This window comes from Granulosicoccus sp. 3-233, from assembly GCF_052681095.1.
Genome location: NZ_JBQYLE010000003.1, coordinates 23,201 through 39,267, shown reverse-complemented (window position 1 = coordinate 39,267; position 16,067 = coordinate 23,201). Strand labels below are relative to the sequence as shown.

Below are 16,067 nucleotides of genomic sequence, written 5' to 3'. Positions count from 1 at the left end.
GCGGGAAACAGTCGAGTGGCATCTGGAAAGGACGATAATCGCGGCGCAAGTGACGTATCTTCTGCGGGAAAGACACCTGCCGGAAAACGTGATGCGTCCGGATCGGAACAGTCGCCGGCAAGGAAACGTGACGACGCTGCGCTCAGTTCGCGCAGTGAGGTCGACGCCTTTCTCGACGCGGTCAAGCAGACGCCGCCTGTTGCCACCGGCGACGGGCGTGGCCGATTGATTTTCTCACTGGACGCCACTGCCAGTCGGCAGCGCACCTGGGATCGCGCCATGGCGCTGCAGAGCGATATGTTCATCCACACACGGGGCATCGGTTCTCTGGATGTGCAACTGGTGTACTACCGTGGGTACGATGAGTGCCGAGCCTCTCCATGGCTGGGCAATGCCGACAAGGTCATTGCGATGATGCGCAAGGTCAGTTGTCTGGCAGGTACCACGCAGATTGCCCGTGTCCTGAAACACTCGCTGGCAGAATGCCGATCCGAGGCGGTTCAGGCTCTGGTCTTCATCGGCGATTGTGTCGAGGAAAACGTCGATGAACTGGGTAATCTGGCCGGCCAGGCGCGCTTGCTGGGTCTGCCGGTGTTCATCTTTCAGGAAGGATATGAACCTCACGCAAGCCGTGTGTTTGCGCAGATGGCGAAGCTGTCCGGTGGGGCACATTGTCGCTTCAATGAATCCTCTGCCAGGCAACTGGGCGAGTTGCTGAATGCCGTGGCAGCGTATGCTGCCGGCGGTCGTGCGGCACTGCAACAACTCGAGCAGCAAGGGTCGCGTCAGGCTGGAAGCTTGCTGGAACAGTTGTCCTGATCGTCTTCGGTGTCAACCCGGCCCGGTAGCTGACCGGGGGGTTCAGGATGCCCGAGAAAGATGCAGCCACTCGAGATGGCAAGATCCCGGGTGCTGAATCGTTCGGGGACATGGTTGTCTTGTTTCCGTGGAAGGGCGAATAATGCAAGCCCCTTGTCTTTGCCGGTGCCTCTGAAACGACTCGCCACAGGCCCGGGTGATTGAGACAATGGCGGCACCGGAACGCAGCAAGGGCTGGCCTCCTGTCTTGCCAGCCCTTCGCAAACTATTCCGCGTTTCTATCGATCATTGCGGATACAGTCCGTTGCTGTCATAGGCATCTCGCTGCCAGGCACGGATATAATCGATTTCGTAGCGCAGAGGGAAGGTACCACCTTCAATGTCTGGGGTAGGAGCCCAGCCACTGCCCGCCACCAGATAGGTCACGATATTCATGCCCTGGCGCGATACTTGCGGACCGCTGAGGCGTTTGATCTCCACGCCGTCGATGTACCAGATCACCAGTTGCGGCTCCCACAGCACACCATAGGTGTGGAATTGATCGGAAAACAGCTCGCCGGTCGGATTCTTGTAGCTCATGGTTGGAGCCGAGCGGGTTTCTCCTGTGTTCACATCGGCAAAGTGATAGGTCTGGAAGGCATCTTCGTCGCCGAAGGGGTTTTCACCCAGGTACTCGACGATATCGATTTCCGGTGCATGCAGGTTGACACCCGTACCAGGATAGCGGTGATACAGGTAGAAGCTGGACAAGGCACCGAAGGTATCGCTGGTCTTCATGCGTCCTTCCACATAACCGTAGGTCATGTTGAACTTGTCGTGGCTGGACAGTGCGCCCGACAGAAACAGACAACGCTCCTTGCCGGCATCGTCGGTGCCATTGCAGATCTCGGGAAGTCTGCTCTGCAATCCTTCCGGCACGGTGGTCGCCTCGATGGTCAGGATCGAGTCGGACAGCTTGAACGGGTTGTAGCTGAAATCCGGTTCGTCCTGCGTGTTGACAAAGTACTGCTGCTCGCCATTGATGATGGTCTCATCACCCCAGACCAGCTGCGTATTCCAGCGTGCGCTGTCGATGCTGTCGCCATCGAAGTCATCTTCGAACACCAGCGAGAACTGGTCCAGGAAGTAGGCGGTATTGCTCAGGTCATGGGACTGGGCGAACCGGCTCTCATCCAGGTAGGGGTCGGCGTACAGGGGGACGGCTGCACCTCGGTCTTGATGGTAGTTGATGGTAATCGGATTGGAAGGTATGGACTCCTGTCCGGTCTCATCGACAGCGGTCACCTCGTAGCTGAAGATGTCGCCAGGCTTCGGACCAAAGCTGGCGCATTCATGCAGGCGCGTTGCAAACCGGGTGTAGTTGCAATCGATGAAGGAGGTTGTGCTCCAGAACTTGTTGATCTCCGCCTGCGCCAGGGCATTGCCATCGGTCTGATCGCGTCCGACGGTATAGACATGACCATCGCTGCGATAGATGTTGTAGGCAACCACCTCGCCATCATCATTCGACGGTGCCCAGCTGAACTCGGCCCAGTCGTTGGAGACCAGATCAATGCGCAGATTCTTCGGTTGCGTGGGCGCGCCGCCGGCAGTGGCAGTTTCCGGATCGATCTCGAGCAGGGAACCGAAGGGGTCGTCCAGCGTTGGGCCGGGTATCGGTGTTGCCAGCAGATCGACGGCCGGAATTGTCGGTGGGGGCAGATCACCGTAGTCAGGTGCATTGCCGGCACCGTTGTCTGCACCATCAGTGGGCGTTTCGGTTGAACCGTCGTTATCTCCATCCGCTGGAGAGTCGGTGTCAACCGCAGGCGTGTCATCAACCGGGGACGTGGGTGTCGTATTGCTGTCTCCGGAGGAACAGGCGGCAAGACTGGCGACTGCCAGGGATAAAAAGGTGTGGCGAAGCAGGGGATTCATGCGCAATTCAGCCGTCATCTGGGTTCGTTAAAGTGGTGACGAGAATAAACAGCTATGGTCTTCAAGCGGCGGAACTACGTCGTAACTTCGCCGTGAACAGACGCACAGATCGCCGATAAGTATCTCCTCTGTTAGAATCTCGGGTTTGGTAGGGCTGCCGCTTTACCGACACATTGGCCTGCAAACAACTGGATAAATTATGAGTGTCAAGACCGCTGGCGGCTTGTCCGTCGCTTCATCCCTGCACGATTTCATTGTCAATGAAGCCCTTCCGGGTACCGGTATCGAGGCGGATGCGTTATTTTCCTCGCTCGCCAGCATCATTTCCGAACTTGCGCCACAGAATCAGGCGGCAATGGAGCGTCGTGATGCGCTGCAGGCAAAGCTGGACGATTGGCACAAGGCGAATCCCGGTCCGATCGACCAGTCGGTCTACAAGGCCTTTCTCGTGGAAATCGGTTATCTGGAGCCCCAGGTGGACGATTTCAGTGTCGATGTGACCCGTGTCGATGATGAAATCGCCAAGACCGCAGGCCCGCAGCTGGTGGTGCCGGTCAACAACGCCCGATATGCCCTGAACGCGGCCAATGCGCGCTGGGGAAGCCTGTACGACGCACTCTACGGTACCGATGCCATCAGCGAGGCCGATGGTGCCGAGCGCTCTCGTGAGTACAATCCGGTGAGAGGGCAGCGTGTCGTGGCTTTCGCCAACCAGCTGCTCGACGAAGCCGTACCACTGGTGCAGGGTAGCCACGCCGACATCAGCGCCTATGCCATCGTCGATGGTGCCTTGAAATTGACACTCACTTCCGGCAGCGAAGTCGGATTGAAGCATCCCCCGCAGTGTGCCGGCTACACCGGCAGTGCGGATGCGCCCAGCTCGGTTCTGCTGAAGAACAACGGCTTGCACATGGAAGTCGTGTTCGATCGCAGCAGTCCGGTGGGCAAGGCCAGTGCGGCTGGTGTCTCCGATATCATCATGGAGTCGGCCCTGAGTACCATTCAGGATTGTGAAGACTCGGTGACAGCGGTCGATGCCGAGGACAAGGTCCTGGTCTATCGCAACTGGCTGGGGCTGATGAAGGGTGATCTGAGTGAGCAGGTCGAAAAGAACGGCAAGCAGATCGAACGCAAGCTGAATCCGGATCGCGATTTCAACGACCTGCAGGGCAATGCCTTCAGTCTGCCCGGCCGCAGTGTGCTGCTGGTGCGCAACGTCGGCACGCACATGATGACCGATGCGGTACTCGATGCGGATGGACAGCAGGTGCCGGAAACCTATCTGGACGCCATGTTCACCAGTCTCATCGCCATGCATGACCTGAAGAAGGGTGAAAACGATGCACGCAATTCACGGACGGGTAGCGTCTATATCGTGAAACCCAAGTTGCACGGAACGGCCGAAGTGGCCTTGTCGGTCAAACTCTTCACGATGGTGGAAGAGGCGCTGGGACTGGAAGCCAACACACTCAAGATGGGCATCATGGATGAGGAGCGTCGCACCTCTGTCAACCTGAAGAACTGCATTGCCGCAGCACGCGAACGCGTCATCTTCATCAATACCGGTTTTCTGGATCGCACCGGCGACGAGATGCACACCAGCATGCATGCCGGTGTCATGATTCCCAAGGGCGAGATGAAGAATGCCACCTGGTTGTCTGCCTATGAGAACAACAATGTCGACGTTGGTCTGGCCAGTGGCCTGCAGGGCAATGGCCAGATCGGCAAGGGTATGTGGGCCATTCCGGATCAGATGGCAGCCATGATCGCGGCCAAGCAGGGTCATCCCGAAGCCGGTGCCAATACCGCCTGGGTGCCGTCCCCCACAGCCGCCACACTGCATGCCATGCATTATCACAAGGTCAGTGTGCAGGCCGTTCAGGACGCGCTGAAGACACGCCAGAAAGCCAGTGCCGATGACATCCTGACCATTCCGCTGAGTGAGGCGGGGCGCAATTATTCGGCCGAGGAAATCCAGCACGAACTGGACAACAATGCGCAAAGCATTCTGGGTTATGTCGTGCGTTGGGTGAATCAGGGGGTGGGTTGTTCCAAGGTGCCTGACATCAACAATGTCGGCCTCATGGAAGATCGTGCCACCTTGCGCATTTCCAGTCAGTTCCTGGCCAACTGGTTGCTGCATGAAATCGTCACTGTCGATCAGGTGCGCGATGCCATGGAGCGTATGGCGCTGGTGGTTGACGGACAGAATGCCGGCGACGCCGACTATGTGGCCATGGCTCCATCGTTCGATGACAGCATTGCCTTTCAGGCAGCGCTCGACTTGGTCCTGAAGGGGCAGGCTCAAGCGAACGGCTACACGGAGTTCGTTCTGACGGCCAGGCGTCGTGAGGTCAAGGCAGCCCAGGCCTGATATTTCATCATTGCCTGAACAGTGTCACCTGTTTCATTCGTGAAGCGGGGCAGGTGGCACTGTACATGCTCGAAATCGGCTACGTTTTCTTCAGGCTCGGGAATTTTTACACGAATCCGGAGTCAACCCTCTGAGCCGTCTGTTCCGGCTTTGCCTTATACCATCCAATACAACAGGGGAAAAATGTGAAAAAAGCCGCCTTCAGAAAAGTCGGAACCGTGCTTGTAACGAGTACTTTGCTTGCCAGTTGCAGTACGCTGACGTCGCCGTTCAGAGACGCCGATCCGCGTTGGGCCGATTACAAGTCATGGACTCGCCTCACGGATACACATGTCAGCACGGGTAATCCGACAGGTTTTCTGGGAGGCGTGCATCAGGGGTTGGATGGGTATCGCGAAGTGTACGTCAACGATATCGGACGTGATGCACTTCTCGGCAGCGCTCCCTACAACCTGCCTGCCGGCACGGTTGTCGTCAAGGAGCAGTTTGCCAGCAAGGAAGACTGGGAAGCCGGTCGCAAGCCCGGTCACACCGTCAGTGTCAAGGTCGCTGCCGGCGATACCGTGAGCAAGGACAACTGGATCTGGGCGGACAGCTACAAGGGCACTGCCGGTGAAAGTGCTTTCTGCTCGGGCTGTCATACCATCGCCGCCAAGAGTGATTTCGTCTTCACAACCGGCGACTTTCAGCGTTCACTGGACTGAGCGTCCACCGAGCGTCAGAACATCTGCAGCTGCGCATCAGTGATGGCTGCAAAGCTCGTATCCAGAAATTGCAGTATGCCGTCAGCCGCCGGAGCCAGTTGCTTGTCCAGATAATGCTGGTAGTCCGGCGCTGACTGCAACAGATCGACAGGCTCCGGTCCATTGCGCGTGATCAGATAGCTGATGGTCCGACCACTGTGTTCCAGCTTGCGAGCCGCCTGTATATGCGGCGGCACGTTACGCTGATAGTCATCCAGCGCACGACGGATGCGTTTGCGATAGACCAGTTGCTCGTCAAGCTGTCCCGCCTGCAGCTGTTCGGCGGTCTCACGAATGAACTCCTCGAAGGGTTCTTCATGGAAGACACGCAGAAACAGCTCGCGCTGGAAATGTCTGGCCAGCGGTGTCCAATCGGTGCGGGCCGCTTCCAGCCCCTTGACCACCAGCCGTGAATCGGGAGCAATCAATCCGGCATAACGTTTCTTGCTACCGGTAGGCATGCCGCGCACTGTTGGCATGAAGAACCGGGAATAGTGCGTTTCGTATTCGACTTCCAGATGCGATTCGATATCCAGGGTCTGTCTGAGCTCATTGCGCCACCAGACATTCAGTTCATGCATCAGCTGATTGCCGATCTCCGCTGAACGCTGTTCGTCTGCATCATCGCCAATGTAGATGAAGACCGAATCCGTATCGCCGTAGATCACCGGGTATCCCTGCTGTTCGATCCAGTCGCGTGAGCGGGTGATGATCTCATGCCCACGCCGGGTGATGCTGGATGCCAGTTGTTGCGAGTAGAAACGACAACCGGTGGTACCCAATACCCCATAGAACGAATTCATGATGATCTTGATGGCCTGGGACAGAGGTGCATTTCTGTCCTGCTTCGCCTTGTCGCGCGCTGCCCAGAGCTCTTCGATCAGCCCCGGAAGAATGTGTTGTTCGCGAGAGAACATGGCTTCCACGAAGCCCGGCAAGGGATTGTCCCCGGGTACAGCCAGCCCCATTGGATCAATGAAGAAGGTACGGATGATGCTGGGGTACAGGCTCTTGAAGTCCAGCACCAGTACGTTCTTGTACAAGCCTGGTACCGAGTCCATGACATAGCCGCCGGGACTGCCCAGGCCATCGTTGCGGTTGTCGACATCAGGTGCCACGTATCCCGCCCGATGCAGTCTCGGCAAGTAGAGGTTGTCGAAGGCGGCGACCGAGCCACCGAGCCTGTCCAGCGCCAGACCGGTCAGATTGGCCCTTTGCACCGCGAAGGCGAGCAGGTCGGCCTTCTGGAAAATCTCGTTCACCAGCGTGCAGTCGCGAATGTTGTAATCGGCCAGCTGCGGCTTGTCATCCCTGAACAGACGATTGATCTCGGCAACCTTGTCCTGCTCCGAACTGATGAGCTTGCCGGTACCCAGCAATTCATGTGAGACATTGTCGAGCGAGAAACTCTCGAAGTTCCAGAAGCCGGCCTTCAGCAGGTCGATGCCATCGAATACCGCACGTCCCGGTACACGGGCAATGCGTGGCGAGCCGGGCTGCGTGGGTTGCAGTACCGTGGCCGTTTCGCCGCCTCGACCAAGGCGGCAGGGCATGCCGAGGGACTGGCATTTGCGGACGATGAAGTTCAGGTCGAAGTTGACGACGGCCCAGCCGGTCAGGGCATCCGGATCGGTTTCCAGTGTCCAGTTGAAAAAGGCGTTGAGCAGGGCCTTCTCATCGGGCTGGTAGATGAGCCGGTAGTGTCCACGTTGTTCATCCTCACCGCTGCCGATCATGAAAACTACATCGCTGGGGCGATCCTGAGTGCTCTCGCTCTCGCTCTCGCTCTCGCTCTCGCTCTCGCTTTCGGGCATGATGGCCGCGGCAATCGAGTACAGTTGGCGACTGTGTCCGCGGGTCTCGATATCGATGGCCAGTGTACGCAGTCGAGGCTGGTAGTCACCCGGCTGCAATCGCGGCTGTTGCACACGCCAGTGATTGCCCACTCGCTGCCACTCACCATCGATGCGTACCGGCGCGCGAATGAAGCGCTCCATCAGATAGCGATCGACGGGCTTGACGTCCGATTCGCACAGTATTGCGCCACTCTGGCGCAGCTGCTGCAGGTCGCGTTGCTGGCGAAAATACAGGCCATCCACGGCTTCACCGTGCAACAGTGTCAGATCAAGGGGCTTGCGAACTGCACCTGCAGGCAGAAAGACGTCACGGGACCGTTCGATGAAGCACACCGGTTTCTGGTCCCTGATCAGCAGATTTACGGGTCCTTCTGCGGAGCAGGCCCACAGCGACAGCTCCAGGCCTTGTGGCGTATCACGCCAGTGGCGGGTCAGCAGGTAGGCGTCGAGGCTCATGAACGATAGTGTACCTGTCTTGTCGCTGCTCCTGCTGTCCGACCGTGCGGGAAACGCTTTGGGCTCGTGTACCATGCAGGCAAGTCCAATGCACCGCGAGCTCTGCTGCCTGTCCATGTTTCGTTATCTACCGGGAATTGTACTGGTACAGCTGGTAACCCTGGCGCTGTTCTGGGTCAACCGCGATGCCGGCGTTGAAGATCTTTTGCTGCGCGCCGGTTTACCGGCCCTGATCATCGCCTTTGTCACGGCGTTGTGGTTGTCAACGCTGGGACGCATGGAGGCAGAGCGACGCAATGCCGAGCTGCGTGAGAGTCACGCCAATGAACGCGAGAAGCTGCATCGGAAAATCGAGCGCACCCGCTCGGAAGTGCTGCAACAGGCCAGTGCCGACAAGGCGCAGATGCAGGAACGTGCCCACGCGGAACGGGAAAGTCTGGTCAGGAAGACGCACAAGCAGCTGATGCAGCGCGAGCGCAGCATCAGTCGGCGCGCCAACATCAAGGTAGGCCTGGCATTCATGGGGGTGACGGGGCTGGGAGTTCTGATGCTGATCACCGAAATGCTGACCCTGGGGCTGCTGACGATCACCACTGCCGGCGGTGCCCTGGGTGGCTATGTGTTCCGCTGGCGCCAGTCCAGAGGTGCACTGGATCGTCTGTCAGGCGCGGTTGTCGAACCGGGTGAGGACTCCGGTGCAGGGCCGGCCACGGCTGAGTCGAACACGGGCAAGTCGCCCGATACTCCGGCCCTGACGATCATCGAAGGCGAGGTGATGCAAAGCACTGGCAAGCGCAAGCCCTGATGACGGAATGACGTCTTTCTGCTGTGAGGAAGCCTGTGGTAACGATATCGTTCATGTTTTCGGCCGTTGTAACGCGCTTTTTCCGCATTGATCCCTCGCTGGGCCTGTTTCTCGCAAGCCGAATAACCGTATTGATCGCGTCATTCGGGGTAGAACATGAGGATGCACAGTCTGTCACTGTTACTGGTGGCATCTTCGATTCTGCTGGGACAAGGGTCGGCACTGGCTGCGGATTATCCGGAACGATCTCCGTCTCTCATGGTGTCCTACGGGGCAGGTGGGGCTACCGACTTTCAGTCACGCATCGTCTTCATGCTGTCTGCCAACGACGACTATCTTGGGCAGTCGGTAAATATCGTCAACCAGGCCGGCGCCGGTGGCAGAATCGGCTGGAACTGGTTCGCCAATGAAGCACCGGCGGATGGCTATTCGCTGGCGGCCTACAATATTCCGCATTTCATCGCGCAGTCTCTGGAAGGCGGCGTGGATTACGACATCGATTCCTTCGAACCGATTGCCAACTGGGGGGCGGATCCCGCCGTCGTGATCGTGTCTGCCGACAGTGAGTACGACACCATCGGACAATTGCTGGATTTTGCGCAAGAGAATCCAGCCAGGTTGACGCTCTCCGGTGCGGGCTTGTTTGTCGGGCATCATATTGCCGCGTTACAGATCGAAAAGGCCATCGACAGCGAGCTGGCCTATATCCCCACCAAGGGGGGGGGTGCGGCCGCGTTGAACGCCGTCATCGTGGGCGACGTCATGGCGGGTATCAACAATCTGTCAGATGCCTATCGTGCTCGTCAGGCGGGCAAGGTGAAGATACTGGCGGTGGCAGACATGATGCGTTCCAGCGAGTTTCTGCCTGATGTGCCAACCTTGAAGGAAGCGGGCTACGATATCGACAATGCCTCGGTCAATTATCGCGGCGTGATGGTACCTGCCGGTACGCCAGACGAGGTGATAGCAACGCTGGCGGACAAGATCCCGGTGATGTTCGCCGATCCGCTCATTGTCAGCCGAATGGCCTCGGGTGGTGCTCCCATGAAAATCATGAGGCGCGAGGAGGTCCAGGCCATGTGGGAAAAACGATTGGACACGCTGAAAGAGCTACTGGTGAAGCTGAAATAGGTTCATCAAAAGGGTCTTCGATCCGGTATCGCTGTCACGAGGCTGTTCGTCAGCTCATCGTGGCGCTATTGCCGTGGATTCTCGCAGGATCAATTCACTGGGCAGTTGCACATCGGGCAAGGTCGCGACGTTCTTCAGGTGGGTCTTGTCTATCAGGGTATCAGCTGCCAGCTGACCGATACGGATGGCAGGCAGGCGTACGGTCGTCAACGGTGGTTCAATGGCTGAAGATCCGCGAAAATCGCCAATGCCGACCACCGACAGCTCGTCCGGTATTCTGATGCCCAGACGAGATGCTGCATGAATGACCCCATGCGCAATGATGTCGTTGCCGCAGATGAATGCTGTGGGTGGATCGTCTTGCAGCAGGTTCATGGCCACCGCCTTGGCCCTGTCAGTATCGTAGGGGCAGGGCTGGTTCCACTTGTCCGGTACCGAAATGCCTGCACTGTGCAGAGACTCCATGACGCCGGTGAGTCGGTCACGTGCCCGGTCATTGAACTGCGTATCGGGGAACAGCAAAGCGATCTTGCGATGCTGTAGATTCACCAGGTGCTGCGTGACTTCCATGGCACTCTTGCGATTGTCCGTCCCGATGCTGGGTATGCCCTCCAGGCCGACTGCATTCCACAGCATCACGACGGGAATGCCGCGCACACGCAGCATCTCCAGAGCCGCCTCGGGGTGATCTCTGCCTACCAGGGCAATGGCATCTATACGGCGTTCCAGCAGTGAGCGCACGATACCGGTTTCCCGATCCAGCTCGTAATTGTGACTGGCAATCAGCATGGTGCGATCGTGCTGATGCAGCCGAGCCGAGAATGCTTCGATAAGCTCGGCGAATATGGCGTGGTCCACGGTAGGGACAATCAACCCCACACTTCCGCTCATCATGCCATGCATGGCCCCGGCCACCCGGTCTCGGATGTAGCCCAGTTCGCGGGCAGCCTTTTCGATTCTCGCTCGTGTGGGCGGTCTGACGATATCCGGGTTGTTGAAGTATCGAGAGACGGTGGCACTGGACACCTCGGCGCGTAGTGCCACGTCGAGAATGCCGGGTGCTCCCTTGCGGGAGCGGCTGCGTTTCTTCTGTGGTTGTTCCCTGATGTTGCTCATGACGACAGCTTGCCTCTTTCTTGTCAGGTTTCAAACCCTCGGTTGCCGAACATTGTGCCGAGAAATGGTGAAAATGAAAACGTTTGCATTTTTATTTTCATTGTTTACAGTGAAATCAGGTCCGAACAGGAACAAGTTCTATGGAGTTTTTGCAACATTTCGGTGGGGTATTCGAACCTCTGTCCTTCATGCTGCTGCTCGGAGGCACGATCGGTGGTCTGATACTGGGGGCAACGCCCGGGCTGTCACCCACCATGGCAGTGGCTCTGTTAATTCCATTCACCTTTCAACTACCGGCAACTCAAGGGCTCATTCTGCTGGGGGCGGCCTACACCGCGACGGTTGCCGGTGGCGCAGTCAGCGCCATACTGCTGAAGATTCCAGGGGCTCCAGCCAATATCGCCACCTCGCTTGATGGGCATGCCATGGCAAGCGCCGGACGGGGAACTCAGGCATTGCACGTGTCCTTTCTGGCCTCAGGTGTGGGCGGGGTGGTTGGTGTACTGCTGCTGATCTTCCTGACACCGGTGCTATCCCGATGGGCGTTGGCTTTCGGGCCTTCACACCTGTTCTGGATGGCCATCCTCGGTGTGACGGTCATCGGCTCGCTGGACTCGCGTTCCTTCGTCAAGGGCTTGTTGTCAGGGTGCCTGGGACTGTGGTTGTCGATGATCGGTTATGACGATATTCAGGGAGCTCAGAGATTCATATTCCACGACTCTCTGACAGGTGGTGTCAATATCATCACGGCATTGATAGGCATTTTTGCAATACCGCAGGTCATCGAAATGCTGGCGCGTGGAAGATGCGAGCACAAGGTGTCCACGGTCAGCGTGCACAAGCAGTCGTTGCTGGATTCCCTGAAACTGTTGTGGGCCAATGGGCGAGCCCTGTCCATCGGCACGGTAATCGGTTCGATCATCGGCCTGATTCCGGGGGTGGGAGGGCAGATAGCCGGGCTGTTGGCTTACGACCAGACCCGCAAGTTCTCCAACGATCCCGACTCATTCGGCAAGGGTAATCCGGCCGGTGTCATAGCGGCAGAATCCGCCAACAATGCGATGGTCGGACCTTCGCTGGTGCCTTTGCTGACCTTGTCCATTCCGGGCAGCCCGACTGCGGCTGTATTGCTGGGAGGTCTGCTCATACACGGCATCTTTCCCGGTTCGGATCTGTTCGACAACTACCCTGACGTAGCATGGACGTTCATCAATTCCATGCTCATCGGCCAGATTCTGATGGTGATCTTCGGCATCTGGGTAGCCAGCCATGCTGCCAGGGTGGCGCATGTGCCACCGCCCATCATGGCTGCAGCGGTCACCATCCTGGCACTGTTCGGCAGCTATTCGGTGCAGCAATCCATGGGCGATGTCTACATCATGCTGGCTCTGGGCGTGGGGATGTACCTGCTGGAAAAAGTCGGCTTCTCGGCAGCCCCGTTGGTGCTGGGACTGATACTCGGACCCATTGCCGAAGCCAATTTCATACAGGGCAGCATGATCGCCAATGCCATGAATGGCCCCGCGGAGTATTTCCTCAGCGGCACTCTCAATCTGTTGCTGCTGACACTGGTGCTGGCGTCAATCGGCTGGAGCTTCTTCAGCACCCATCTGGCCAATCGCAAGGCTCGAATCGTATCCAACAATGCAGAGGTGTCCCTTGAATCCTGATACTGCCGAGACCGCGCCCCTGTCGCGTGTACAACACCTGGTGCCTGCCGCCGCCGTACTGGCGCTGGCCATGATCGTTGCCTGGGTCAGTTTCACCCGAGAGCCATCCGAGGCCTTTCTGTTTCCTCGCATGATCGCCAGCGTGATGTTGTTGCTGGCGCTATGGAATTTCATTCGAGCCTCTCTGGGCCTGGCCAGAGTCGGAGACGGTCTGACGCGTAAAGGGGTTGGTGCCATCGCTCCGGGTCTGTGCGTCATTGTTCTACTGGTGTATTTCGCAGCCAGGTATCTGGGCTTCTACTCGGCCTCCTGGCTGGCTTTCATGAGTATCTACAGTCTGTATGACCCGGCATCGCATGCATCGCTGGCAGTCTGGGTAAAGCGAGTGCTGGTCACCACGGCTTTCATGTCTGTCATCTACGCCCTGTTTTCACTGCTGTTGCAAGTGCAGACTCCTCGCGGCCTGTTCATCTAGCCTTGATGAAACCGGCACTCACGACAGGAAATCGCATGTGGCCCAAAGGCTCGTCGCTTGCGCCTTGCCCGCGCCTGCCGTCGCGTATTCGGCAACCATTCGATGAACAGACCATCGTGGCTGGTACACAAAGGCGTGTTCGTCACGCATCACCATTCATTCAAACAGCATCATTTCGGAGAAGAATCATGAGGAAGCGTTTTATCGGAACCGCATTGTTGGCCGTATCCACGTTGCTCGGTGCAACCCAAACCATGGCCGACGACTATCCTGAAAGGCCGGTGTCGCTGATGGTGTCCTATGGCGCTGGTGGCGCGACGGATTTTCAGGCGCGCCTGGTATCGATGATGGCGAACAACGAGAATTATCTCGGTGAGCCGATCGTGGTCATCAACAAACCCGGTGCCGGAGGACGAGTCGGCTGGAACTGGTTTGCCTCTGACGCCGAAGCCGATGGCTATACCCTGGCGGCCTACAATGTTCCCCACTTTCTCGCACAGTCCATCGAAGGCGGAGTCCGGTATGACGCCGACTCCTTCGAACCGATTGCCAACTGGGGGGCTGACCCTGCGGTCGTTGTCGTGGCAGCCGACAGTGAGTTCAACAGCATTCAGGAGTTACTGGAACATGCGGCGGAGAACCCCGGCAAGGTCACCGTGTCCGGGGCAGGGCTGTATGTCGGACACCACATCGCGGCTCTGCAGATACAGAAAGCCATTGGCGGAAAACTGGCGTATATCCCTACCAAGGGAGGTGGTGCTGCGGCCATGAAGGCCGTCATTGCCGGCAATGTCGTGGCTGGAATCAACAATCTGTCAGATGCCTATCGCGCCCGTGAAGCAGGCAATGTGAAGATTCTGGCGGTCGCGGACACCCAGCGTTCCGAGCAGTTCCTGCCCGATGTGCCGACACTGATGGAAGCAGGTTATGAGGTAGACAACGCGTCAGTGAACTATCGCGGTTTCATGGTACCCGCGGACACGCCGGCGTCGGTGATCGACTTTCTGGCCGCCCGAGTGCCTGACATGTTTTCCGACCCCAAGGTGGCCGAGCAGATGGCTGCAGGTGGTTCAGGTGTGCAAGTCATGAACCGGGAAGAGGTGCAGGCCATGTGGGCGGCTCGGCAAGAGACCCTGAACGACCTGTTGGCAAATCTTTGATCGGGAGACACGACTATGGCCGCTGATTCGACACAAACCATGAACACCATCGCCAACGAGCAGGCGCAGGTTGACGCGCTGATTGCACGTGCTCGTATTGCACAGCAGCGATATGCATTGGGGGCCGATCAGGCCCGTTTCGACATGGCAGCGCTGGCTGCTGCCTGGGCGCTGATGGAGCCAGCGCGTAATGAGGCGCTGTCCCGGCAGGCGGTCGAACAGACCGGGCTGGGCAATGTACAGGACAAGATGACAAAGAATCATCGCAAGACGCTGGGGCTGTTGCGTGATATCGCCGATGTGCCCACGGTTGGTGTCATTCGCGAGCAAGCGGAGCTGGGTCTGACGGAAATTGCGCGGCCCATTGGCGTGGTGGGTGCGGTGGTGCCGTCTACCAATCCGGCCGCCACCCCTGCAAACAATGTCATCAATGCGCTCAAGTGCGGCAATGCCATCATCCTGTCACCTTCGCCCAAGGGTGTGGAAGTCTGTGCTGTCTTGCTTGACCACATCCATGCCGAGTTCGACAAGCTGGGTATCGATCATGACCTGGTACAGATGGTTCCTGCACCCTCGTCGAAGGTCAAGACACAGCGATTGATGGAGGCCGTCGATCTGATCATCGTGACGGGAAGTCAGGACAATGTCCGTCGTGCCTATGAATCCGGCACCCCTGCCATCGGCGTCGGAGCCGGCAATGCCACGGTCATTGTCGACGAGACGGCGGACCTGGCCATGGCCGCGAGCAGGATCGCAGCGTCGAAGACATTCGACAACGCCACGTCCTGCAGCTCTGAAAATGTCGTCATCGTTGTGCGTAGCGTGCTGGAGGACTTTCTCAAGGAGATGCATGCGGTGGGTGGCAGGTGCCTGAATGAGCAGCAAGCCGAGGCCGTCAAGAGTGCTCTGTTCGATCAGGGTCACCTCAATCGCCACATGATTGCCAAGGATATCGACGTTTTTCTCAAGGTTGCCGGCGTCGACGTTGCCGAGCCGGAAACTGCAAGGTTTGTCGTCTTGCCAGGTGATGCGGTGGGGGCGGCAGCGCCGGAGTCCGGAGAAAAGCTGTCACTGGCACTGACCCTGTACGTGGTGGACGACTTCGAAGCTGCGCTCGAGAAAACCGCTGAGGTCTTGCATTTTCAGGGGGCGGGTCACTCGGTGGGATTGCACAGTCGGGATGATGCGCGGGCTCGGCACCTGGGCGAGACGCTGCCTACCTGCCGAATCATCGTCAATCAGGCGCATTGCTTCGCCACGGGTGGTTCGTTTGAAAATGGCCTGCCGTTCTCGCTGTCCATGGGCTGTGGCAGTTGGGGAGGAAACTCCATCGACAGCAATCTGCACTACCGCCATTTCATGAATATTACGCGCATCGTGCGACCCATAGCCGCCCGGGAGCCCACGGTGGATGAGGTGTTCGACCAGTACTGGGCGGTGGCGGGTCGCTGATTCTCGCTGACACCTGACACCTGACACCTGACGGCGACACCGACAACGCCTGCTGTTCCCACGAATCGCCACGCCGTTTCCTGTGGACAGATC

12 protein-coding genes are annotated in these 16,067 nt (G+C 58.1%); 9 read left to right on the top strand and 3 right to left on the bottom strand.

Translation table 11 applies throughout. The features are described 5' to 3' along the window. The first annotated feature begins 15 nt into the window (after positions 1-15). Positions 16-819 (top strand): VWA domain-containing protein, encoded by an 804-nt coding sequence (locus ACUNV4_RS09665; protein ID WP_430878333.1) that lies wholly within the window; start codon positions 16-18, stop codon positions 817-819. 285 nt (positions 820-1,104) lie between these two features. Here the strand turns inward: ACUNV4_RS09665 and ACUNV4_RS09660 are convergent, their stop codons facing one another. Beyond that, the gene (locus tag ACUNV4_RS09660) at positions 1,105-2,736 is read right to left on the bottom strand and encodes a glycoside hydrolase family 16 protein (protein ID WP_430878332.1); all 1,632 of its coding nucleotides are present in this window, start codon (positions 2,734-2,736) and stop codon (positions 1,105-1,107) included. Positions 2,737-2,935: 199 nt separating this feature from the next. Here ACUNV4_RS09660 and ACUNV4_RS09655 point away from each other — a divergent pair, with 199 nt between their 5' ends. Continuing rightward, positions 2,936-5,110 carry a malate synthase G gene (locus ACUNV4_RS09655; protein WP_430878331.1) on the top strand — a complete coding sequence of 725 codons (2,175 nt, stop codon included), beginning with the start codon at positions 2,936-2,938 and terminating at the stop codon, positions 5,108-5,110. 185 nt (positions 5,111-5,295) lie between these two features. After that, positions 5,296-5,814, top strand: a complete 519-nt coding sequence (locus tag ACUNV4_RS09650; RefSeq protein WP_430878330.1) for a cytochrome P460 family protein — start codon at positions 5,296-5,298, stop codon at positions 5,812-5,814. A gap of 14 nt (positions 5,815-5,828) precedes the next feature. Here ACUNV4_RS09650 and ACUNV4_RS09645 read toward each other — a convergent pair whose 3' ends face one another. After that, on the bottom strand, positions 5,829-8,165 hold the full coding sequence (locus ACUNV4_RS09645) for a DNA polymerase II (RefSeq protein WP_430878329.1): 2,337 nt from the start codon (positions 8,163-8,165) through the stop codon (positions 5,829-5,831). Between ACUNV4_RS09645 and ACUNV4_RS09640 the strand changes: the two genes are divergently transcribed. Together ACUNV4_RS09640 and ACUNV4_RS09635 are read left to right on the top strand one after the other, a co-directional pair. Then, positions 8,164-8,970 carry a hypothetical protein gene (locus ACUNV4_RS09640; protein ID WP_430878328.1) on the top strand — a complete coding sequence of 269 codons (807 nt, stop codon included), beginning with the start codon at positions 8,164-8,166 and terminating at the stop codon, positions 8,968-8,970. The two genes, ACUNV4_RS09645 and ACUNV4_RS09640, sit on opposite strands and share 2 nt — an antisense overlap. Positions 8,971-9,126: 156 nt before the next feature. Next, positions 9,127-10,101 carry a Bug family tripartite tricarboxylate transporter substrate binding protein gene (locus ACUNV4_RS09635; RefSeq protein ID WP_430878327.1) on the top strand — a complete coding sequence of 325 codons (975 nt, stop codon included), beginning with the start codon at positions 9,127-9,129 and terminating at the stop codon, positions 10,099-10,101. 54 nt (positions 10,102-10,155) lie between these two features. On the opposite strand, the gene ACUNV4_RS09630 is transcribed toward ACUNV4_RS09635, so the two are convergent. Beyond that, the gene (locus tag ACUNV4_RS09630) at positions 10,156-11,217 is read right to left on the bottom strand and encodes a LacI family DNA-binding transcriptional regulator (RefSeq protein WP_430878326.1); all 1,062 of its coding nucleotides are present in this window, start codon (positions 11,215-11,217) and stop codon (positions 10,156-10,158) included. A gap of 140 nt (positions 11,218-11,357) precedes the next feature. Here ACUNV4_RS09630 and ACUNV4_RS09625 point away from each other — a divergent pair, with 140 nt between their 5' ends. The 4 genes from ACUNV4_RS09625 (at position 11,358) to sauS (ending at position 15,974) form a co-directional block, all read left to right on the top strand. Continuing rightward, positions 11,358-12,887 carry a tripartite tricarboxylate transporter permease gene (locus ACUNV4_RS09625; RefSeq protein ID WP_430878325.1) on the top strand — a complete coding sequence of 510 codons (1,530 nt, stop codon included), beginning with the start codon at positions 11,358-11,360 and terminating at the stop codon, positions 12,885-12,887. After that, positions 12,877-13,362: a tripartite tricarboxylate transporter TctB family protein gene (locus ACUNV4_RS09620; RefSeq protein WP_430878324.1), complete on the top strand. Its 486-nt coding sequence runs from the start codon at positions 12,877-12,879 to the stop codon at positions 13,360-13,362. Before ACUNV4_RS09625 ends, ACUNV4_RS09620 begins: the two co-directional genes overlap by 11 nt. 188 nt (positions 13,363-13,550) lie before the next feature. Beyond that, positions 13,551-14,522, top strand: a complete 972-nt coding sequence (locus tag ACUNV4_RS09615; RefSeq protein WP_430878323.1) for a Bug family tripartite tricarboxylate transporter substrate binding protein — start codon at positions 13,551-13,553, stop codon at positions 14,520-14,522. A 15-nt stretch (positions 14,523-14,537) separates the two neighbouring features. Then, on the top strand, positions 14,538-15,974 hold the full coding sequence (gene sauS, locus ACUNV4_RS09610) for an acylating sulfoacetaldehyde dehydrogenase (protein ID WP_430878322.1): 1,437 nt from the start codon (positions 14,538-14,540) through the stop codon (positions 15,972-15,974). Positions 15,975-16,067 lie beyond the last annotated feature (93 nt).

Coding starts and splice junctions, on each gene's coding strand:
- ACUNV4_RS09660 (WP_430878332.1), bottom strand. CDS start 2,736: ATGAATCCCCTGCTTCGCCACACCTTTTTATCCCTGGCAGTCGCCAGT.
- ACUNV4_RS09655 (WP_430878331.1), top strand. CDS start 2,936: ATGAGTGTCAAGACCGCTGGCGGCTTGTCCGTCGCTTCATCCCTGCAC.
- ACUNV4_RS09640 (WP_430878328.1), top strand. CDS start 8,164: ATGAACGATAGTGTACCTGTCTTGTCGCTGCTCCTGCTGTCCGACCGT.
- ACUNV4_RS09645 (WP_430878329.1), bottom strand. CDS start 8,165: ATGAGCCTCGACGCCTACCTGCTGACCCGCCACTGGCGTGATACGCCA.
- ACUNV4_RS09635 (WP_430878327.1), top strand. CDS start 9,127: ATGAGGATGCACAGTCTGTCACTGTTACTGGTGGCATCTTCGATTCTG.
- ACUNV4_RS09630 (WP_430878326.1), bottom strand. CDS start 11,217: ATGAGCAACATCAGGGAACAACCACAGAAGAAACGCAGCCGCTCCCGC.
- ACUNV4_RS09625 (WP_430878325.1), top strand. CDS start 11,358: ATGGAGTTTTTGCAACATTTCGGTGGGGTATTCGAACCTCTGTCCTTC.
- ACUNV4_RS09615 (WP_430878323.1), top strand. CDS start 13,551: ATGAGGAAGCGTTTTATCGGAACCGCATTGTTGGCCGTATCCACGTTG.
- sauS (WP_430878322.1), top strand. CDS start 14,538: ATGGCCGCTGATTCGACACAAACCATGAACACCATCGCCAACGAGCAG.